The organism is Pseudomonas sp. ok272 (assembly GCF_900109995.1).
In the GTDB taxonomy this organism is placed as follows: Bacteria; Pseudomonadota; Gammaproteobacteria; order Pseudomonadales; family Pseudomonadaceae; genus Aquipseudomonas.
This window is the reverse complement of the sequence record NZ_FOCB01000009.1, coordinates 183,267-202,372: the sequence shown is the minus strand read 5'-3', so window position 1 is coordinate 202,372 and position 19,106 is coordinate 183,267. Positions and strand designations below refer to the sequence as shown.

Below are 19,106 nucleotides of genomic sequence, written 5' to 3'. Positions count from 1 at the left end.
TGCCCGAGTCCAGCCAGGACCCGGGCATTTTTTATGGCTGGCGCCTTACTCCAGGATCGTCACCGGCATGCCGACCTCAAGACGGCCATTGCCATCGTTGACCAGGTTCTGGCCAAACATCGCCCCATCTTCCTGGGCCCGGTACTTTTGCAAAGTGGCCAGCGGCTCACGGTCATCGCTGCGCGAGCCGGTCTGCGGGTCGATGGTGGTCAAGATGCAGCGCGAGCATGGCTTGACCACGCGGAACTCGACATCGCCAATGCGGATGCGCTTCCAGCCATCCTCGGCAAAGGCCTCGCTGCCCTCGATCACCAGGTTGGGGCGAAAGCGCAGCATCTCCAACGGACGACCGACCTGCTGCGACAAATCGTCCAACGAAGCCTGGCCAATCAACAACAGTGGATAGCCATCGGCGAAGGCGACCTTGTCGTCATCCTTGCCGTAGCCCGCCTCCGTGGTGCGCGCCCGCTCTTCAGGTACTTGCACCAAGCGGGTGGGCTTGCCGATGAACTGGCTGACCCAGGCGGCGGCCGCGTCACCGGCATCCGGCACGCGCAAGGTATCGCGCCAGATGGTCACGCCCCGCAACGGGGCATCGGTTGCCGGCAAGGCCACCTCAATCGGCGGCTGCCCCGGCGCGCCCAGGGTCAGGCCACCGCTGGCATTCCACAAGGCCGAGAGTTGGCTCATCTGCGAGACGGCGCGTTGTGTCAGGAAGCGCCCGCTGGCCTCGTCCACCAGCATCCAGCGTCGATCACCGGCCAGGCCCAGTTTGTCCAGGTCGGCGTGCTGCATGACCTCGCCCTTGCCGGACTTGAGTGGATAACGGTACAGCGCGCTGAGACGCAACATGGCCTACTCCCTGATGGGCAAAAACGCCACCCTATACGAGCTTGATCGACGAATCAAAGGCTGACGTCACGCCAGCCGGCTGACCGTCCGATCAGGCCGGGACTTCATCGAGCATCAGGCGCTGGCGCACCACGTCGACCAACTTGTCCGGCTGGAACTTGGAGAGGAAATTGTCGCACCCCACCTTCTTCACCATCGAATCGTTGAAACTGCCGGACAGCGAGGTATGCAGCACCACATACAGCCCGCGCAGACGCGGATCGTTACGGATCTCGGTGGTCAGGCGGTAGCCGTCCATCTCCGGCATCTCGGCGTCGGTAAACACCATCAGCAACTTATCGGTCATGTTCACCCCGGTATCCGCCCAGGCCTTGAGCATGTTCAGGGCTTTGAGGCCGTCGCTGGCAATGTGCATCTTCACCCCGAGCTGGCCCAGGGTGTCACGCAGTTGCGACAAGGCAACATTGGAGTCGTCCACCAGCAGCACTTCGCGCCCGCGCGCACGCGCCAGGAGCGGGTCTTCAAGTTTTTCGCGCGAGACCTTGGCGTTGTACGGCACGATCTCGGCCAGGACTTTCTCGACATCAATGATCTCGACCAACTGGTCGTCGACCTTACTGATGGCGGTGAGGTAATGCTCGCGACCGGCACTGGCGGGCGGTGGCAGAATCGCTTCCCAGTTCATGTTGACGATGCGGTCCACACCACCGACCAGGAATGCCTGCACCGAACGGTTGTACTCAGTGACAATGATGGTGCTGCCGGGGCCCGGCACCAGCGGGCGCATGCCGATGGCCTGGGACAGGTCAATCACCGGCAGGGTCTGGCCACGCAGGTTGACCACCCCGCAGACAAACGGATGACGTTGCGGCATCAGGGTCAGCTTGGGCAGTTGCAGGACTTCCTGCACCTTGAAGACGTTGATCGCGAACAACTGCCGACCGGCCAGGCGAAACATGAGGATTTCCAGGCGATTCTCACCCACCAACTGGGTGCGCTGATCTACCGTGTCGAGAATGCCGGCCATTGATGACTCCTGGGCTTTTCTGATGAGTGACTCGGGCACGTTATCGGCGGGCTGCGCGACTTCTTGACCCTTGGATAAAATGCCATGCAAATCAATTGATGTCACATTAACATCATGCTCTACTGAGTTGCCCAACTCCGCTGTTTCCAGTCGGCGCCGCATCACGACCTATAAATCCGCCTTAGGTTCCACGGCATCAGGGATTCCCCTAGCCACAATCAGGACCACCCTGATATTCGCGATATCCAATAGCCATTAATGTGACGCCATTCTCACTGCACGAATGGAGTCAGGCTTTTGTTTGTGATCACCGAGTCAGCGCCAGGCCTAGACTTGAGCCCGCCACAAACAGTTGCCCACACTTCACGGCGGCACGTCACGAATTTTTGTCGTGACGCCAGCAAGGCGACTAACTCCATGTCGGACATGTCCATACCGAACGTCGTCCCGCACAAAAACTCGGAACGGTCCTACAGACTTTCGTTCTCCAGCAGCAGTAACTTACGCCCATTCACCAGACGCCAAATCGCACAATCAGACTTGATGGCGGGGAGAAAAGCATGCTGAACGATCGTATGACCCAACGCAGTCAACGCCTGCCCGATTTTCTCATCGAGGCTGAAATGCTCCTGGCCAAATCCGAAGAGTGTCTGGTCCACCTGCAACTGATCAACAACGATCAGGACGCCATCAATTGCATGCTCGATACGCTGCTGACCCTGGCGAACCGCGCAGATGCACTGGCGCTGGTTGCCGTGTCGTCATTCGCCAGATCCATTCATGCCGTGCTCAATCGCACCCACCAGCAGATCGACCTGCAAGACAAGGCACTGCGTGCGCTAAAGGAATGCTTCATCTTGATGGCATGGCAGCTTGAGCTGGTCGACATCAATACCGGAAAACTGGGCCTGGATGATGACGAACAGGCGCGCTTGCTCGCAGCGTTCATCGAGGAGATCGGGCGCACCCCGTTGCGCTTTCCCGTCCCGGCCCGAGACTATGCCTGCACCGCACTCCCGGCCAGGCATGCCTAGAACCTGCTATCGAACCCGTTAATTATCGACACTATTTGCAATAGTTGCGCGCGTCGTTTTTGAGAACGTCTTATCTTTTAACGACGCAAGTGAAATAAACCCCAACTACGCCTGGGCACTTTAAAGCATCCCGTGTGCCAATCCGGGCTTATATGTATAGCGAGCGCGACCAACCTAATCTTAAGTGGTAATATGCGGCCCAATTAATTGACGCTACATTAATGGCACTCTGACTCCAGATAAGCTCTTACCTCTGGAAAGTGCAAAACTCGATTTTGACAATCAGACTGCATTCACTTGAAGCCGATCACTCACCCAACCGCGTCTTCCAGACACCCCCCTGTCTCCCCTCATGACCGGCCTTTGGCTCCATCCACGCTGTACGCTCGCCTCAAATTCCTCATGAGCTGGCCGCCCTCGCGAAACAATGTACGCCGTTTCACGCTGACGCTCTGCATCGCTTCGGCGGCGGGTAGCCTGCTGATGTACTGCCTGTCCAGCCAGTTTCCGTTGGCATTGCTGGTGTTGAGCTTCGCCGCCACCGCGGGGGTCTGGATGCAGCATCGCTACTTGCTGAAATCCATCAAGTTCCAGCCACAGGAGCTGGCCGACCGCTTGCTGCAGGTACAGGAAAACGAGCGCCACCGCCTCAGCCGTGAACTGCACGACGATATTGGCCAGTTGCTGACCGCCGCCAAACTGCAAAGCGAATGGCTCAAGCGCCGTTTGCCGGACGAGCTGCAAAGCCACTGCGCGACGCTCTGCGAAACCCTGGAAGAAACACTGGCCAAGGTTCGCGACGTCTCCGCCATTCTCAATCCAAGGCAACTGGCCAGCCTTGGCCTGGAGGCCAGCCTACGGGCGCACCTGCTCAAGACCCTGGCCAACACAGGGGTGAACTGGAGCCTTGAATGCCAGCAACGACTGACCGGCATCCCGGAAGAAATGGCCGTGGCGGCCTTCCGTATCACCCAGGAAGCCGTCACCAATATGCTGCGCCATGCCCAAGCGATCAATCTATTGGTTCGCTTGCAACGCTCCCCTGACGGTCTTGTCCTGTTTATTAGCGATGACGGGCTGGGTTTCTATCCTGCCGCTCATCCCGGCAGCGAAGGGCAGCGCGGGATGGCCGGGATGGCCGAGCGGGTCGAACAACTGGGGGGCAAGCTGGCGGTCAACAGCGAACCGAGCAAGGGCACTCGGATCGAAGCGCTGTTTCCCTGGGCACCCCGCGCCCTCGAACGCGCCAGTGCCGATAGGGTTAGACCGTGATTTGTAACTTGCTTTTGGTGGATGACCACTCGCTCATCAGGGCCGGCGTGCGGGCGCTGGTGATGGACATTCCCGGCTATGCCGTGGTTGGCGAAGCCAATGATGGCGCCCAGGTGCTGGAGATGGTCGAGCAGTTGCACCCGGACATCATCTTGCTGGACCTTTCGATGAGAGAAATCGGCGGGTTGCAAGCACTGCAAACACTCAAGGCCGCCCACCCCAAATGCAAGGTGCTGATCCTGTCGATGCACACCGATCCGGCCATGATCATGCAGGCCCTTGAGTCCGGCGCCCATGGCTACCTGCTCAAGGACACCACCGCTACCGAACTGGCCCATGCACTTGACGCCTTGCGCAACAACGAGCGCTACCTCAGCCCTGCCATTGCCCATACAGTGATCAACCAGGCGCTGGACCGGGCACAAAACCCGCAAGGCCCCGACCACCACAATCTGACGGCGCGCCAACTGGAAATCCTGCGCTTGATCGTACGCGGCAAATCCACCCGGGAAATTGCCAACGGCTTGAGCCTGAGCATCAAGACGGTGGAGACCCATCGCTCGCAAATCATGAAGCGCTTGCAGATCTTCGACGTAGCAGGCCTGGTACTCTTTGCCGTGCGCGAACAGATCATCAGCCTCGACGACTAGTCAGCCGCTGACGTGGAGCAATGGCGAGCCCAATGGCAAATGCACGCGCAACACCTTGGGCCGCACGGAAAAACGCAAACGCTCGCCCTCCAGTGGCTCACCGTCGAGATTGATGTGCAGCCCCTCCGAGACCTTGATCTCGACCCACGGCAAGCGGGCGCGCACAAACATATTGTCGATCCCCCAACCTTCCGCCATCAAATCCCTGAGGGTGCCAACCCATTCCTGAGGCGCAGGCAAGATACTGATATCCAACAAACCATCATTCACCAACGCGTCTGGACACAGCACATGGCCGCCACCGGCCTGGCGGCCATTGCCGATCCCCAACGCAAGCAGGTCGCCCTGCCACTGAAAACCGGGGCCGTGCAGCTCACCGTAGGCGGCATGCAACTCGCCAAATCGCGTCAGCCCGGTGAAAAGATAGGCGGCACCGCCCAGAATCCTCTTCAACTCCTCAGAGGTGTTTGCCGTCACCTGGCTGCCGAATCCCCCCGTGGCCATATTGAGAAAGATCTGCCCATCGACCTCTCCCAGGTCTATGGCCTGCGCCGGCACATTCAGCAACTCAAGCGCCTCCTCCGGCACCAGAGAAATGCCCGCGGCACGGGAAAAATCATTGGCGGTGCCCAGTGGCAAGATCACCAGGCTGGCCTCACCCGGGTGCAGGGCCATCGTCTCGGCGATGTCGCGTAACGTGCCATCGCCACCGCCGGCAATCAGCTGTGTGTACCCCGCCGTCAGCGCCTCGCCCACCAGGCGCTGTGCGTCGCCCGCCTCCCACGTCAGGCGCACAGCCAGCTCCCAACCCTGCTGACGCTTGCGCTCAACCGCCGCGCGAACCTGTTCGTTGAGCGCCTGTTTACCATGCAAAATCAACAACGCCTTGCGTTCACTCATGAGTATTCTCCCGGCTGATCGAAGCACTCCTGACAGCTATTGACCTCACCCGCGCGTGAAAGAGCCACAGCGACGACGCCAATTAAAGAATCGGTCCGGAGCGCTCAACCGTTTCCACAGGTCGCGTTTTTTCGTACACGTTGTGAAGAATGCGCTGAATTGACGGTCATTGGAGATTGGTACACCTTGTGGCTGTCATTTTCTGAAATCGCTTGGGACTCACAAGGATGTGTACGCATATGGACAACACCGTCTTCGATGCCTTGAACCGCTCTGCCCGCACTACCACAGGTGATGTTGCCCATGCACAGCCATAATGAACGAATTCAGGCAGGCTCGACGGCGCCACCAATGGAGGATCGCCAGCCCCCTTGTGACTGCAAGTCCGCTCGTGCCAACGCGCTGGAATCCCAGCTCAAGAACCTACGCAGGGACCTGGAGAAAGTCCGGCTTGACGCCAGGTCGACCAAGTACCGACTTGCCTACTCGACAGGCACGGTGGTGGTCATCATCGGGCTTGTGGGCTGGATCGCCAACAGCCGCTTCGATCAGTTGGTCATGTTGCTCAATTGACCCACGAACGCACATTCGATCAGGCCCGACCCCATCAATCGATTGATCGCGAGCCTGATGGCCTAACCCAGAACCTCGCTCAACGGAATGAAGTTCACCCAATCGCCCTCAACCAAGGTGCGCTCCTCCAACACCTCCACCAGCCCTTCAGCCCAGGCTGCGCTACGCAGAACCCCCGAACTCTGGTTCTTGTAGATGATTGCCCGCCCTTGCTCCAGGCGGCCGCGCAAATACTCGCGACGATTACCGGCCTTCGGCCAGACAAACCCCGCAGGGACCTGAAACTGCATGGGCATCACGTCTTCTACACCCTGACGGCGCAGCAGGTAGGGCCGTGCCAGTAACGCAAAAGTCACCAGTGTCGATGCCGGGTTGCCCGGCAAGCCAATGACCGGTACCCCCTGAAAATGGCCGAAGGTCAGCGGTTTACCGGGTTTTATCGCCAGTTTCCACAACGCCAGCTCGCCCGCTTCGCGTAGCGCGATGCCGAGAAAGTCAGCCTCACCCACCGAAACACCACCCGTTGAAAGGATCAGGTCGACATTGTCCAGCGCCGAAAGGCGCGCACGGGTGGCGTCCAGATTGTCCGGTAAAATTCCAGCGTCAATCACTTCACAGCCCAGACGCTGCAGCCAACTGCACAGCAACACTCGATTACTGTTGTAGATCTGCCCCGCCCCCAACGGCTGTCCCGGCTCGACCAACTCATCTCCGGTCGACAGCACCGCAACACGGACCTTGCGCACGACCTCAAGCTCTGCACAGCCCAGCGATGCCGCCAGGCCTTGCTCAATCGGGCCCAGACGCGTGCCGGCAGACAAGATCAACTCACCCGCGGTAGCTTCCTGCCCCTGGGGACGTATGTTCTGTCCGGTGCGCATGGGCTCGGTAAAACGCACCCGAGAATCAGCCTGAACCTCGGTGTTTTCCTGCATCTCAACGTAATCGGCACCCACCGGAAGCGGTGCACCGGTAAAGATGCGCGCACATGTCCCCGGCGCCAATGGCTCCGGAACTTGCCCGGCATAGATCTTCTGGCTTACTGCCAGCGGCTCCCCCATCCAATCAGCCACGCACAAGGCATAACCGTCCATCGCGCTATTGGGCCAGGGTGGAAGATCAAGCGTCGATACCAAGTCATTGGCCAGCACCCGCCCTTGAGTCGCCGCCAACGGCAACCGTTCGCGCTCGACTATCGATGACGCTTCGGCCAATTCCAGCAACCGCGCCAACGCCACCTCGACCGGCATCAAGCTACCCGTCTTGCCCGGCTTACCCACGGGATTCACAAGGTGCCGCCTGTTTCAAGTGTGCGACGAAGTTGCACGGACGATGCCGCGCATCCAACTGCTCGGCGAGGATGCCATCCCAACCGGTGCGCACCGCATTGGTGGAGCCTGGCAAACAGCAGACCAACGTGGCGTTGGACAAGCCCGCCAATGCGCGGGACTGCACGGTCGAAGTGCCGATGTCGGCAACCGAAATCTGTCGGAACAACTCGCCGAATCCATCGACCTGTTTGTCCAGCAGGCAACTGACGGCTTCAGGGGTACTGTCACGCCCGGTGAAACCCGTCCCCCCCGTGATCAATACGACTTGCACCACATCGTCCGCGATCCACGTCGCAACTTGCGCACGGATTTTGTACAGGTCATCTTTAAGCAGAACGCGAGCCGCCAGGCTGTGTCCGGCCGCATTCAAGCGGTCGACGAAGACCTGCCCCGACGTATCAGTGTCCAGGGTTCGAGTATCACTGACGGTCAGCACAGCGATGTTCAGGGGTACGAAAGGTGCATCAGCCTTGGCTTTCATCGGCTCGTCCGGTTGTAGGAGAAACAGCCCGGTGTTATATCACAGCGCCTGATTTTTTTGCCGCACCCTGGAGAGGCGACATGCCCCTGAATACGCAGTTACCACCGTGCTCCATCCTGCTCCTGGCTGGCGGGCGCGGCCAGCGCATGGGCGGACAGGACAAGGGGTTGGTGATTTGGCAGGGGCAACCCCTGATTGCTCACGTGCATGCACAGACCCGTCCACTGACTGATGACCTGATCATTTCCTGCAATCGTAATTCGGCACAATACACGCGCTATGCCGATCAACTGGTGCACGATGACGAGGGGGATTTCCCCGGGCCATTGGCGGGTATCCGCGCCGGCCTGAAAGCCGCCCGGCACCCTCACCTACTGGTGTTGCCCTGTGATGCGCCATGCATTGATGCCGGACTGCTCGACTCGATGCGGGAAACCGCCAGCCAGCATCCCGAAGTGCCCTTGATGGTGCGCCAGGGGAACCACTGGGAGCCGTTGCTGAGTGTGATTCCATTGCGCTTGGCTCATGCTTTCGAACACGCGTGGCACGCAGGTGAACGCAGCCCCGGGCGCATCATGCGCAACCTCGGCGCCATTGCCCTACAGTGCCCGGAGAACGACCCTCGCCTGGCCAACCTGAATACCCCCGAACTGTTAAGCCAGCCTGTCCGCATGTCAGAATGACGGCATCAAGGAACTTGCACTTGAGCTTTACGTCTCAAGTGCGGCAATCAACAAATTCAATCTCTGGAGATCCCTCATGACTCAACGGACCCTCGCTACTCTCACGCTTGCCTTGGGCCTGGCTACCCTCGCGGGTTGCTCATCGCCAGCAGTCATCACCTTGAATGACGGTCGCGAAATCCAGTCGGTCGACACCCCTGAATTTGATTCCAAGACAGGCTTCTACGAATTTGAACAACTGGACGGAAAGCGAACCCAAATCAACAAGGATCAGGTGAGCACCGTTAAAGACCTGTGAGTCTTGATGCCCTATGACAGAGCCCGCATTACGCGGGCTCTGTCATGTATGGGTGGAAGAACATCCGGGCAGCGGCCAGCTACCAGGCCAGGCTGATCTGGCTTTCAAATGTCCGCTCCGATCCATTCAACGGGTCAATGAAGCGCAACCCTTTGGCCAATAGCTTCAATGGATTGGCGTAGTCGTCCACGGCATCTTTCACGACGTCGGGATAAAATGGGTCATTGCAGATTCCCGCCCCCAGTGCCGCCATGTGAACCCGCAATTGGTGCTTTTTACCGGTCACCGGAAACAGCGCGTAACGCCAGAGATCCGCTCTCGTTTCCACGACCTCAATGGCTGTCTCGGTGTTGCTCGCACCAGGTCCCTCTTGCATGCGAAAGAACGGTTCGCCATCGACCAGGCGACTCTTGTGCACCCGAGGGAACGACAAGTCGGGTAGCGCACGCGCGATGGCTTCGTAGTGTTTGTCGATTTTACGAGTTGGAAACAAAGACTGGTATGCCGAGCGGCTCGCGGGGTTAGCCGAAAACAGAACGAGTCCGGCGGTGTGTCGGTCAATACGGTGCAAAGGCACCAGGTGGGGATTATCCAGACGACGAATCAACCGGCGGAGCAAGGTTTGCTCGACGTATTCACCCGCGGGGGTGACCGGCAGGAAATGGGGTTTGTCGGCAACCACCAAGTGCTCATCCGCGTACAGGATTGTCTCAACCACCGGGATGTGTTTCTCATCCGGCACTTCGCGAAAGTAATGAATCCGCAATCCTTCCCTGTAGGCCAGATCCACGGCAATCCCACGCCCTTGAGCGTCCAGCACGCGACCACGGGCAATCCGGTCCAGCCACTGCTCGCGACCGATGGCGCTGAAGTGTTCACACAGGCAATCAAGTACCGTGGACCAGTTGCCCGAGGGCAGATACAGCGTGCTCGCCTGGTTCTGCGCTGCGCAAAATGCTGAGGTGGACATACGAAAACTCTTACCGTTAATGCAGGAAGGCATTATCCAGCAATGGCCTGAGCGTACCTAGCGAAGATTCCATACTGACAACGGCGAAGCCACCTACGCAGTGACCGGCTCGCGCAGTGCCGCGGCCTCGGTGAACTCCTTCAACCAACGCAGTACATCTACAGCCTCCCAACGAACGGGATCGTACAGGGCATACAACAGACCTTGATAACCGACGACATCCAATTGCCGGTGATAGCCAGCCCGTTGAAACAGGGCCTCGATCTCGGCAAAGCAGGTGTTGAAATGCAACTTGCTGAACGGTGTCTTGCCTTCCGTCACCAGCCCGTCCAGGCGTAATTCCTGTACCGCCTCACGCACCACCTCCGCCGACATTTTGTTCACGCTGGCTTTCAACTGTTCGACATTGACCATGCTGCATCCCTCTGATTTCGTATATCGCCCGCTTTGACGCAGTCGCTCAACCTTGCCCCACTCAGAACCGGCGCTTAAGTATCGATTGAGCTGGAAAGGGCAGCACGTTGAAGCGAGAGCAATCGCGACCGCCCGAAATACTGTATGCGCGTACAGTAGCCGAATAATCGAGAATACGCCAATGCATTTACCCGGCGACGCGACGCGCGGACCTACCGCGCCGGCAGACGAGAAACAGTCAGCCCAGGAATGCCACAATCTGTTCGGCGTCAAAGGGCCAGCCCAATTCTGCGCCGGTATCCACGCGCCGCAGCACCGGAATCCGCAAGCTGTAGGCTTCGAACAGCGATTCGCTGTCGGCTATATCCACCAACTCCACCAGCAGGCCGTGCTCGACCAACGGCATCAATTGCGCTTCAACCAGCTCACAGAGATGGCAACCAAGGGTGCCGAACAATTGACATTCAGGGGGCATGGCGAACAGACCGATAAGAAAGTGCTGGCCATTTTAGGCCCCTCGTCCATGGTCGTCGAGCGGAGCGGCCCGTTCGCGCCCCCCGTACAGTCAGATAGACGAACACTACACCTAACAGCGCCGCAGACCGTTGCGCAGTCTGTGGACCCCGCTTTCGCACCCGGTTGACAGCAAGCCGATTGGGCGCAAAAAGCTCAATAAAATCGATCATTGCCTCGATGTTCCCGCGGGGTTCGATTATTTAGGTTAAGGTTTTCATCATGCGCGCCCGGTTTCGGCGATGCCGAGCCCATTGGCGCAGCGCGACACGGCAAAAGCGGCACCCGCCACTTGCGCTGAACCTTCGCGCAATGCTCATACTCGAACCCTTCACACGCCACTTATGGAGATCACCATGGCTCGCAAAACAGCAAAGACTGCTCAAGAAATCCTGATGGAAGACTTTCAGACCCTGGTCAGCGACACCGAGCGCTTGCTGGAGCACACCGCCAGCCTGGCCGGTGATCAAGCCGATGAGCTGCGTGGTCAGATTCACGAAAGCCTGTTGCGAGCCCGCGAAACCCTGCAACTGACTCAGGACTCCCTCAGCGAGCGCGGCAAGGCCGCCGTCACCGCCACGCAAGACTACGTCGAGGCCAACCCTTGGCAGTCGGTGGGCATTGCTGCCGGGATCGGCTTTCTAATCGGCCTGCTGGCCACGCGTCGCTGATATGGCTATTGGTGAATCCGACGCGTCGGAAACAGGCACCCTTTCCTCACCGCGACGCCTAGGCGCCGCTTTTCTGGGGTTGTTGCATAGTCATGTCGAATTGTTCGGCATTGAACTGCAAGAGCAAAAAGCGCGCACCGTCAGTCTGTTGCTGTTCGCTGGACTTGCACTGGTGTTCGCCCTGTTGCTGTTGGTGGGGCTTTCAGCGCTGGTGTTGATTTTACTGTGGGACACCTATCGACTGGCCGGGATCATCGGCCTGTGTGTGTTCTATTTGCTGGCAGCGCTGTACTGCGCCTTGCGCTTGAAAGCAGCGATCTTCGATGAATCATCTCCGTTCAGCGCCACCCTCGAAGAGCTGGCCAACGATAGGGAGCGCCTGCTGCCATGAACTTGCCTGAAATCCCCAGGAACAGCTCTCGCCAGGAGATGCGCAAGGCACTGATCCGCCTGCGCATGGAAATGCATCGCCAGGAGATTCGGCACGAGTCCCGGCAACTGCTGCAACCCTTGCAGCGCGTACGCGGGCTTGGCCAGAGTTTCCAGGACGGCCTGGGCATCAAGCACGCGCCACTCTGGGGCGTCGCGGCGGTTACCTTGCTCGGATTTTTCACGGGCAAGGGGACCAAGGGCGGAGGGTTGCGCAACGTTTCTCGCCTGGCCAGGCTGGGTGCGGTGCTGTTGCCGCTGATCAAACTGGTGATGCAAGGTGGCTCGCACAAGTCCTGACTCACCGACAGGCAGGCTCCCGGCAATGGCTGGTGCCTGCCCAGAGAGAGGCACACCGGGTGGTCGTTCCACTTGCAGCCTGTGGCATGAACCGGGAAGCTAGGGCACCAGTCACCTGACGGAGAAACCAGCCTTGGATTGGCAAACCCTGCTGAATCGTGAACGCCTCGGAAAACCGGTGCACAGCCCACAAGAACTCGGCCGCAGCCCTTTTCACAAGGACCACGACCGCGTCATTTTTTCGGGAGCCTTCCGCCGCCTCGGCCGCAAGACACAGGTTCATCCGGTCTCCAGCAACGATCATATCCACACGCGCCTGACCCACTCACTGGAAGTCAGTTGCGTCGGTCGCTCACTGGGGATGCGTGTCGGTGAAACCATTCGTAGCGCCCTGCCTGACTGGTGCGAACCCAGTGACCTGGGCATGGTGGTGCAATCGGCCTGCCTGGCCCACGACATTGGCAACCCCCCTTTTGGTCACTCCGGCGAAGACGCCATCCGCTACTGGTTCCAACAAGCGGCGGGTAAAGGCTGGCTGGACGCAATGAGTGAGGTGGAGCGTGACGACTTCCTCAATTTCGAGGGCAACGCCCAAGGTTTCCGGGTCCTGACTCAACTTGAGTATCACCAGTTTGACGGTGGCACGCGCTTAACCTACGCAACGCTGGGCACATACCTGAAATACCCATGGACCGCGCGCCATGCCGACTCCCTGGGGTACAAGAAACACAAGTTCGGCTGTTACCAGAGCGAGCTGCCGCTGCTGGAGCAAATCGCCCATAAACTTGGCTTGCCGCAACTGGACGAGCAACGCTGGGCTCGACATCCTCTGGTGTACCTGATGGAGGCTGCCGACGACATCTGCTATGCCTTGATCGACTTGGAAGACGGCCTGGAAATGGAGCTGTTGGACTACGCCGAAGTGGAGTCCCTGCTGCTCGACCTGGTGGGCGATGATCTGCCGGAAACCTACCGTCAACTGGGGCCCACCGACTCTCGGCGCCGCAAGCTGGCCATCCTGCGCGGTAAAGCCATCGAGCACCTGACCAACGCCGCCGCACGCGCATTCGTCGAGCAGCAAGACGCACTGCTGGCAGGCACCCTGCACGGTGATCTGGTGGAGCATATGCATGGTCCGGCCAAACGCTGTGTGCTGAACGCCAAAGACATGGCGCGTAAGAAAATCTTCCAGGACAAACGTAAAACCCTCCACGAAATCGGTGCTTACACCACCCTGGAGATTTTATTGAACAGTTTTTGCGGCGCCGCCCTGGAGCAGCATGGCGGACGGGCTGCTTCGTTCAAAAACCGACGCATACTCGACCTGCTGGGCAACAGTGCGCCTGACCCCCATGGCTCGCTGCACGCCTCGTTTCTGCGAATGATCGACTTCATCGCAGGCATGACTGACAGCTATGCCAGCGAAATAGCGCTGGAAATGACTGGCCGCTCGGGACGCCTGTAACCTCAACCTCGATCAGTCGCTGTGGAAGTCCACTGCCGGCTGATCGGAGTTCCTACAAACTGTAATACTGGGAAATCCCCCTACAACTTACCCAGAGCAAACTGACTATTTGTTCTATACACATACGAAATATTCGTTCTATGCTATTTGGAGTCACCGAGAATGTCATGACCCAAAGATTTCCAGCAACAAAAAATGATACTACCTGCCACAACAACAATACGGCATCGATCACAACCTGAAATTGGTTAACTTGCATGGAACGCTCAATGACCCTATATAACCTGCGCATTATGCTGGTGGAGGACCACCCCTTTCAGTTGAAGGCCACCCAATACCTTCTCGAAAGTTATGGCTTCACTCAAGTCACTGCCGTCGACAATGCCGCCAACGCATTACAGTCAATGATACAGATGAACCCTCCCTTTGAGCTTTTACTGTGCGACCAATGCCTACCGGATCTTCCCGGCCTCGACTTGATTGGCATTGCGAGTCACCAACGGCTGATTCAGTACGCCATTCTGCTGAGCAGCCTTGACTCGAATGAACTGGACACACTCAAGCAGCGGGCACACGAACAACGCCTTCCACTACTGGGCTATTTGCCAAAACCGTTGAAACAATCGGAATTCTTAAACTTGCTGACGCCTACTGACGCAAACAACAACAAAAAGCATTGAACCTCATTCAACACCGACACAACAGACCACACGAACCCACATCAAATCGTAACTCTCCTACAAGATAAAAGCATGCACCCCGGCTGACAGATGGCTGTAAACCCCATCTTCTTTGCCGCATCTCTAGTTTACATGTAGTACCTTACCTTTTTTATTGTAGGAAATATCCTATATTGCACCCTTGACCCCGTCGGTTCATACGTCGCTTCCTTTATCTGAGCTAAGGTGCTCGCCTTATTTGCGCATGTTAGGGACTTGATTATGAACTCAGTTTTTATTGTCGACGATCACCCAGTCATTCGCTTGGCAGTCCGCATGTTGCTGGAACATGAGGGTTACAAAGTCGTCGGTGAATCCGACAACGGTGTCGACGCAATGCAGATGATTCGTGAGTGTATGCCAGACTTGATCATCCTCGATATTGGCATCCCAAAACTTGACGGGCTGGAAATACTCTCTCGCTTCAACGCAATGAGCACCCCGATCAAAACACTGGTATTGACCGCACAGACACCCACGCTTTTCGGAATCCGCTGCATGCAATCCGGTGCCTGTGGATATGTCTGCAAGCGAGAAGCGCTCAGCGAACTGGTCAGTGCGATCAAGGCCGTATTGTCTGGCTACAACTACTTCCCCAGCCAAGCGCTTAACCCAGTACACAGCGATGACCAGCAATACGCCGAACTCGAACTTTTCAAGTCGGTGAATGACCGGGAGCTGATGGTTTTACAACTGTTTGCCCAAGGTCGAACCAACAAGGAAATTGCCAAGGGCATGTTTCTCAGCAACAAGACCGTCAGCACCTACAAAAAACGGCTTATGCAGAAACTCAAAGCCCAGTCCTTGGTCGAGCTGATTGAGATGGCAAAACGAAACGCGCTAGTGTGAGAACCAGGATGCCCAAGCGTTTAAAGGACTATTTACTGTATTTGAGCACGGGATTTTTCCTGAGTACTCCGGTGTCGATTGCCGACACTGGCGTTGCCAACTACACGCTGCTCAGTCGCTCGGCGACCCGTCATATGGAGATCCAATTCGACCCCTCAAAATACCCATGGATACAGAGCAAACGCGAACTGATCCTGGGGACATCCGCGCCCGACTACCCACCTTTTGACTTGATGACCAACGGACGCGAATACGAGGGGATTACCGCCGACTACGCAGGCATTCTCGGCAATACCATCGGCTTACCCATCAAGGTCCGTCGCTATCTCTCACGAGAGGCGGCCATGCAGGCGCTGGAGGATGGCCAGATCGACCTGCTTGGCACGTCCAATGGATTCGAGGCCAGGCAATCGGGCATCGAACTGTCGACCCCCTATGCCATCGACCAGCCCGTTCTGGTCACGCGGGATGCCGAGACCCGCTCGCTCACGGACGGCCTTGCCGGGATGCGCCTGAGCATGGTCTATCACTACCTGCCGCGAGATGAAGTTGAAAAGCTCTATCCCAAGGCCATCATTACCTCATACCCGTCTTACCAGAACGCCATCAACGCCGTCGCGTTCGACCAGGCCGACGTCTTTCTTGGCGATACCATTTCAACCCACTACATGATCAACAAGGGGTATCTGAACAACGTTCGGATGGCCAATTTCGGCAAGCACGAGGCGCACGGGTTCAGCTTCGCGGTACTGAAAGACAATCAGCCCCTGCTGCAAATCCTCAACGCGGTGCTTGAGCAGGTCCCCACCAGCGAACGGGAAAACATTGCCAAACGCTGGAGTGCCGGCAGCGATATTCTTCTGACAGATCACAAGCTGCAATTGACCGACCGTGAACAGCGCTGGCTGGCGCAACATCCCGTCGTTCGCGTTGCGATCAACGAAACGTTCGCCCCTCTCACCTTTTTTGATGCCGACGGAGCGTTCAGGGGGATCGCCGCCGATCTTCTGGAACTGATCAGGCTGCGCACCGGTTTACGCTTCGAGGTTCAACGCAGTACCAGCGACCGCGAAATGATCCAGCAAGTACAAGACCATCGCGTTGACCTGATCGCCGCGATAATGCCCAGCACCGAGCGCGAGGCACTCTTGAGTTTCACCCGTCCCTACCTGGAGAACTCATTCGTACTGCTTACCCGCAAGACCGATACCAACCCCCTGAGCCTCGAACAACTGGACGGCAAGAGCCTGGCTATCATCCAGGGCAGTCCGCTGCTCGACTACCTGCGCAATCAGCACCCCGCGATCCACCTGGTCGAAACACCGGATACCTTCAGCGCCGTCGCATTGCTCGCCAAGGGCCAGGTCGAGGGGGCCGTCAGCTCACTGGTGGTCGCCAACTACTTTGTCTCATCACAACCCTTCGAGGACCAACTGCAGATCAGCGCAACCCTGGGCACTCAGCAAGCCGCCTTTTCGCTGGCAACGGCGAGCGACGCCCCGGAGCTGAACTCAATCCTCGACAAAGCCCTGCTGAGCATCGCCCCTGACGAGTTGGGCATCATCAATAGCCGCTGGCGTGGCTACACGGGCGCTGCCAACAGCGCCTGGCGCACCTACCATCGCCTGTTTTATCAAGTCATCGCGGGCAGTAGCCTGATGTTGCTGGTGCTACTGGCCTGGAACACCCATATGCGTCGACAGATCAAGCAGCGACAAAAGGCCGAGCGCGCGCTTCATGACCAGTTCGAGTTCATGCGCACGCTGGTCAACGGTACGCCCCATCCCATTTATGTCCGTGATCGCGACGGGCTGCTGGTCAGTTGCAACGACAGCTATCTGGCCGCTTTTTGCGCGAGGCGCGAAGACGTAATCGGCAAAGGCGTCATGCATGGGACCCTAAGCAATGCCTTTGAAGCCCAGGAGTTCCAGGCAGACTACCAACGCGTCATGGCCGAAGGGACGCCGTTGATTGTCGATCGATCGCTGCACATTGGCGGCAAGGACCTGACGATCTATCACTGGGTCTTGCCCTACAGGGACTCGACAGGCGAGGTCCAGGGCATCATCGGTGGCTGGATCGACATCAGTGAGCGGCGCCAATTGTTCGAGGAACTGCGATGCGCCAAAGAACAAGCGGATGAAGCGAACCGGGCCAAAAGCACCTTCCTGGCAACCATGAGCCATGAAATCCGCACGCCGATGAACGCCGTGATCGGCATGCTCGAACTGACACTCAAGCGCGCCGACCGGGACCACGTCGATCGTCCGGCCATCGAAACGGCCTACAGTTCGGCCAAGGACCTGCTGGGGCTGATTGGTGACATCCTCGACATTGCCCGAATCGAATCCGGACGCTTGAGCCTCGTACCGGAGCGCGTCAACCTGGGCAAGACGGTGGAAGCTGTCGTGCAAGTATTTGACGGCCTGGCCCGACAAAAAAACCTGCGCCTGGTCCTGGCGTTTCCCGCGGCCGCCGAACAGCCCGACGTTCTGACGGACCCGCTGCGCCTCAAGCAGATTCTGTCCAACCTGATCAGCAATGCGATCAAATTCACCGCCCAGGGCGAGGTCAATGTCACGTTGTTGCTGCAACAGGCTGCGGAACCTGATCAGTTGGAAATGCAGTTGCAGGTCGCCGATACCGGGGTCGGCATTAGCGAAGCCGATCAGCGACGCTTGTTCCAGCCCTTCTCCCAGGCTGACAACAGCGGGCAAATGGCCCGAAGTGGTGCCGGCCTGGGGTTGGTGATTTGCCGCAACCTGTGCGAGATGATGGGCGGCAGCCTGCACCTGACCAGCGAACTCGGGGTCGGCACGCAAGTCCGGGTGTGCCTACCGATGAGCGCCCTGCCCGACCAGGTCAGCGAAGAGGCGCCAGAAGCAGACATCATCGGTACACAAACGCCCCTCAAGGTCTTGGTGGTCGATGACCATCCGGCCAATCGTCTGCTGATGTGCGAACAATTGGGCTACCTGGGACATCAGTGCGTGACGGCCAACAACGGTGAAGAGGGTTTACATGCCTGGAAAGACGGCTGCTTCGACCTGGTGATCGCCGACTGCAACATGCCTGTAATGAACGGATACCAACTCACCCAGGCCATCCGCCGCCTTGAACAGGATGAACAACGCCCAGCCTGCACTGTACTGGGCTTCACCGCCAACGCCCAACCTGAAGAAAAACAGCGATGCCGCGATACCGGCATGGACGACTGCCTGTTCAAACCCATCAGCCTGGCGACCCTCAGCCAGCACCTTCGCACGCTCGAACCGCTGGCCTGTAACCAGGCCTTCAGCATGGACAGTCTGCGATCACTGACCGCAGGTGACCCGACGTTGGCTCAGCGGCTGCTCACCGAACTGCTCAACAGCAATCGCCTGGACCTTGAGGAGCTACTGGCGCTACCGCTGGACGGCAATCGGCAGGACTTTATCGACCTCGCACACAAGATCAAGGGCGCAGCGCGCATTGTCGCGGCCTCACGCTTGATGGACAGCTGCGAAGCACTGGAGCGGATGTGCCACGAACGCTTGCCCCAGGACCAACTCGAAACCCGCCGCCATGCGATACAACAGGCCATCCAGGCACTGGAGCAAGCCTTGCAAAGGCAGCTCGATATTCACCACCACCAGAAAGATGGAGGAATCAAGGCAGACTGATCTTGCCTTAACT

Annotated in this window: 21 protein-coding genes; 13 read left to right on the top strand and 8 right to left on the bottom strand. The window is 58.2% G+C overall.

Annotated features, from left to right (window positions below; genetic code table 11):
* Positions 1-45: 45 nt before the first annotated feature.
* Together BMW74_RS15140 and BMW74_RS15135 are read right to left on the bottom strand one after the other, a co-directional pair.
* Positions 46-852, bottom strand: a complete 807-nt coding sequence (locus tag BMW74_RS15140) for an MOSC domain-containing protein (protein ID WP_093422273.1) — start codon at positions 850-852, stop codon at positions 46-48.
* A 91-nt stretch (positions 853-943) separates the two neighbouring features.
* Entirely contained in the window at positions 944-1,879 is a 936-nt protein-coding gene (locus BMW74_RS15135) for a chemotaxis protein CheV (RefSeq protein ID WP_093422268.1), read from the bottom strand.
* Positions 1,880-2,439: 560 nt separating this feature from the next.
* On the opposite strand from BMW74_RS15135, the gene BMW74_RS15130 reads away from it, so the two are divergent.
* From BMW74_RS15130 to BMW74_RS15120, 3 genes are all read left to right on the top strand, one after another.
* A complete protein-coding gene (locus tag BMW74_RS15130; protein WP_093422263.1) occupies positions 2,440-2,913 on the top strand; it encodes a hypothetical protein in 474 nt (157 codons plus the stop codon).
* A gap of 378 nt (positions 2,914-3,291) precedes the next feature.
* Positions 3,292-4,185 carry a sensor histidine kinase gene (locus tag BMW74_RS15125; RefSeq protein WP_093422448.1) on the top strand — a complete coding sequence of 298 codons (894 nt, stop codon included), beginning with the start codon at positions 3,292-3,294 and terminating at the stop codon, positions 4,183-4,185.
* Positions 4,182-4,835, top strand: a complete 654-nt coding sequence (locus tag BMW74_RS15120; RefSeq protein ID WP_093422259.1) for a response regulator — start codon at positions 4,182-4,184, stop codon at positions 4,833-4,835. Before BMW74_RS15125 ends, BMW74_RS15120 begins: the two co-directional genes overlap by 4 nt.
* On the opposite strand, the gene yegS is transcribed toward BMW74_RS15120, so the two are convergent.
* Complete coding sequence (gene yegS / locus BMW74_RS15115) at positions 4,836-5,735, bottom strand: lipid kinase YegS (protein WP_093422255.1); 900 nt, start codon at positions 5,733-5,735, stop codon at positions 4,836-4,838.
* A gap of 303 nt (positions 5,736-6,038) precedes the next feature.
* On the opposite strand from yegS, the gene BMW74_RS15110 reads away from it, so the two are divergent.
* Entirely contained in the window at positions 6,039-6,308 is a 270-nt protein-coding gene (locus BMW74_RS15110; protein WP_371911755.1) for a hypothetical protein, read from the top strand.
* Between the two features lie 62 nt (positions 6,309-6,370).
* Here BMW74_RS15110 and glp read toward each other — a convergent pair whose 3' ends face one another.
* Positions 6,371-7,558 carry a molybdopterin molybdotransferase MoeA gene (gene glp, locus BMW74_RS15105; RefSeq protein WP_175479230.1) on the bottom strand — a complete coding sequence of 396 codons (1,188 nt, stop codon included), beginning with the start codon at positions 7,556-7,558 and terminating at the stop codon, positions 6,371-6,373.
* 22 nt (positions 7,559-7,580) lie between these two features.
* Positions 7,581-8,120, bottom strand: coding sequence for a molybdenum cofactor biosynthesis protein B (gene moaB, locus BMW74_RS15100; protein ID WP_093422240.1), 540 nt, complete (start codon positions 8,118-8,120; stop codon positions 7,581-7,583).
* An 80-nt stretch (positions 8,121-8,200) separates the two neighbouring features.
* On the opposite strand from moaB, the gene mobA reads away from it, so the two are divergent.
* Together mobA and BMW74_RS15090 are read left to right on the top strand one after the other, a co-directional pair.
* Positions 8,201-8,803: a molybdenum cofactor guanylyltransferase MobA gene (mobA, locus tag BMW74_RS15095; RefSeq protein WP_093422236.1), complete on the top strand. Its 603-nt coding sequence runs from the start codon at positions 8,201-8,203 to the stop codon at positions 8,801-8,803.
* Positions 8,804-8,879: 76 nt separating this feature from the next.
* Positions 8,880-9,101 (top strand): YgdI/YgdR family lipoprotein, encoded by a 222-nt coding sequence (locus tag BMW74_RS15090; RefSeq protein ID WP_093422232.1) that lies wholly within the window; start codon positions 8,880-8,882, stop codon positions 9,099-9,101.
* 79 nt (positions 9,102-9,180) lie between these two features.
* On the opposite strand, the gene BMW74_RS15085 is transcribed toward BMW74_RS15090, so the two are convergent.
* The 3 genes from BMW74_RS15085 to BMW74_RS15075 form a co-directional block, all read right to left on the bottom strand.
* Positions 9,181-10,071: a pseudouridine synthase gene (locus BMW74_RS15085; protein WP_093422228.1), complete on the bottom strand. Its 891-nt coding sequence runs from the start codon at positions 10,069-10,071 to the stop codon at positions 9,181-9,183.
* A gap of 93 nt (positions 10,072-10,164) precedes the next feature.
* Complete coding sequence (locus BMW74_RS15080) at positions 10,165-10,485, bottom strand: transcriptional regulator (protein ID WP_093422224.1); 321 nt, start codon at positions 10,483-10,485, stop codon at positions 10,165-10,167.
* 238 nt (positions 10,486-10,723) lie between these two features.
* Positions 10,724-10,960, bottom strand: a complete 237-nt coding sequence (locus BMW74_RS15075) for a glutaredoxin family protein (RefSeq protein WP_093422219.1) — start codon at positions 10,958-10,960, stop codon at positions 10,724-10,726.
* A 394-nt stretch (positions 10,961-11,354) separates the two neighbouring features.
* Between BMW74_RS15075 and BMW74_RS15070 the strand changes: the two genes are divergently transcribed.
* The 7 genes from BMW74_RS15070 (at position 11,355) to BMW74_RS15040 (ending at position 19,093) form a co-directional block, all read left to right on the top strand.
* Positions 11,355-11,669, top strand: a complete 315-nt coding sequence (locus BMW74_RS15070) for an ElaB/YgaM/YqjD family protein (RefSeq protein WP_093422214.1) — start codon at positions 11,355-11,357, stop codon at positions 11,667-11,669.
* 1 nt (position 11,670) lies between these two features.
* Positions 11,671-12,060, top strand: a complete 390-nt coding sequence (locus tag BMW74_RS15065) for a phage holin family protein (RefSeq protein WP_093422210.1) — start codon at positions 11,671-11,673, stop codon at positions 12,058-12,060.
* Entirely contained in the window at positions 12,057-12,398 is a 342-nt protein-coding gene (locus BMW74_RS15060; protein ID WP_093422205.1) for a hypothetical protein, read from the top strand. The genes BMW74_RS15065 and BMW74_RS15060 overlap by 4 nt, the downstream gene beginning before the upstream one ends.
* 133 nt (positions 12,399-12,531) lie before the next feature.
* The gene (locus BMW74_RS15055) at positions 12,532-13,863 is read left to right on the top strand and encodes a deoxyguanosinetriphosphate triphosphohydrolase (RefSeq protein WP_093422201.1); all 1,332 of its coding nucleotides are present in this window, start codon (positions 12,532-12,534) and stop codon (positions 13,861-13,863) included.
* Positions 13,864-14,132: 269 nt separating this feature from the next.
* Complete coding sequence (locus BMW74_RS15050; RefSeq protein ID WP_093422196.1) at positions 14,133-14,543, top strand: response regulator; 411 nt, start codon at positions 14,133-14,135, stop codon at positions 14,541-14,543.
* Positions 14,544-14,804: 261 nt separating this feature from the next.
* Positions 14,805-15,431 carry a response regulator transcription factor gene (locus BMW74_RS15045; RefSeq protein ID WP_093422443.1) on the top strand — a complete coding sequence of 209 codons (627 nt, stop codon included), beginning with the start codon at positions 14,805-14,807 and terminating at the stop codon, positions 15,429-15,431.
* An 8-nt stretch (positions 15,432-15,439) separates the two neighbouring features.
* Entirely contained in the window at positions 15,440-19,093 is a 3,654-nt protein-coding gene (locus BMW74_RS15040) for a transporter substrate-binding domain-containing protein (RefSeq protein ID WP_093422191.1), read from the top strand.
* Positions 19,094-19,106: the final 13 nt, after the last annotated feature.

Coding starts and splice junctions, on each gene's coding strand:
- BMW74_RS15140 (WP_093422273.1), bottom strand. CDS start 852: ATGTTGCGTCTCAGCGCGCTGTACCGTTATCCACTCAAGTCCGGCAAG.
- BMW74_RS15135 (WP_093422268.1), bottom strand. CDS start 1,879: ATGGCCGGCATTCTCGACACGGTAGATCAGCGCACCCAGTTGGTGGGT.
- BMW74_RS15130 (WP_093422263.1), top strand. CDS start 2,440: ATGCTGAACGATCGTATGACCCAACGCAGTCAACGCCTGCCCGATTTT.
- yegS (WP_093422255.1), bottom strand. CDS start 5,735: ATGAGTGAACGCAAGGCGTTGTTGATTTTGCATGGTAAACAGGCGCTC.
- BMW74_RS15110 (WP_371911755.1), top strand. CDS start 6,039: ATGCACAGCCATAATGAACGAATTCAGGCAGGCTCGACGGCGCCACCA.
- glp (WP_175479230.1), bottom strand. CDS start 7,558: ATGCCGGTCGAGGTGGCGTTGGCGCGGTTGCTGGAATTGGCCGAAGCG.
- moaB (WP_093422240.1), bottom strand. CDS start 8,120: ATGAAAGCCAAGGCTGATGCACCTTTCGTACCCCTGAACATCGCTGTG.
- mobA (WP_093422236.1), top strand. CDS start 8,201: ATGCCCCTGAATACGCAGTTACCACCGTGCTCCATCCTGCTCCTGGCT.
- BMW74_RS15090 (WP_093422232.1), top strand. CDS start 8,880: ATGACTCAACGGACCCTCGCTACTCTCACGCTTGCCTTGGGCCTGGCT.
- BMW74_RS15085 (WP_093422228.1), bottom strand. CDS start 10,071: ATGTCCACCTCAGCATTTTGCGCAGCGCAGAACCAGGCGAGCACGCTG.
- BMW74_RS15080 (WP_093422224.1), bottom strand. CDS start 10,485: ATGGTCAATGTCGAACAGTTGAAAGCCAGCGTGAACAAAATGTCGGCG.
- BMW74_RS15075 (WP_093422219.1), bottom strand. CDS start 10,960: ATGCCCCCTGAATGTCAATTGTTCGGCACCCTTGGTTGCCATCTCTGT.
- BMW74_RS15070 (WP_093422214.1), top strand. CDS start 11,355: ATGGCTCGCAAAACAGCAAAGACTGCTCAAGAAATCCTGATGGAAGAC.
- BMW74_RS15065 (WP_093422210.1), top strand. CDS start 11,671: ATGGCTATTGGTGAATCCGACGCGTCGGAAACAGGCACCCTTTCCTCA.
- BMW74_RS15060 (WP_093422205.1), top strand. CDS start 12,057: ATGAACTTGCCTGAAATCCCCAGGAACAGCTCTCGCCAGGAGATGCGC.
- BMW74_RS15050 (WP_093422196.1), top strand. CDS start 14,133: ATGACCCTATATAACCTGCGCATTATGCTGGTGGAGGACCACCCCTTT.
- BMW74_RS15045 (WP_093422443.1), top strand. CDS start 14,805: ATGAACTCAGTTTTTATTGTCGACGATCACCCAGTCATTCGCTTGGCA.
- BMW74_RS15040 (WP_093422191.1), top strand. CDS start 15,440: ATGCCCAAGCGTTTAAAGGACTATTTACTGTATTTGAGCACGGGATTT.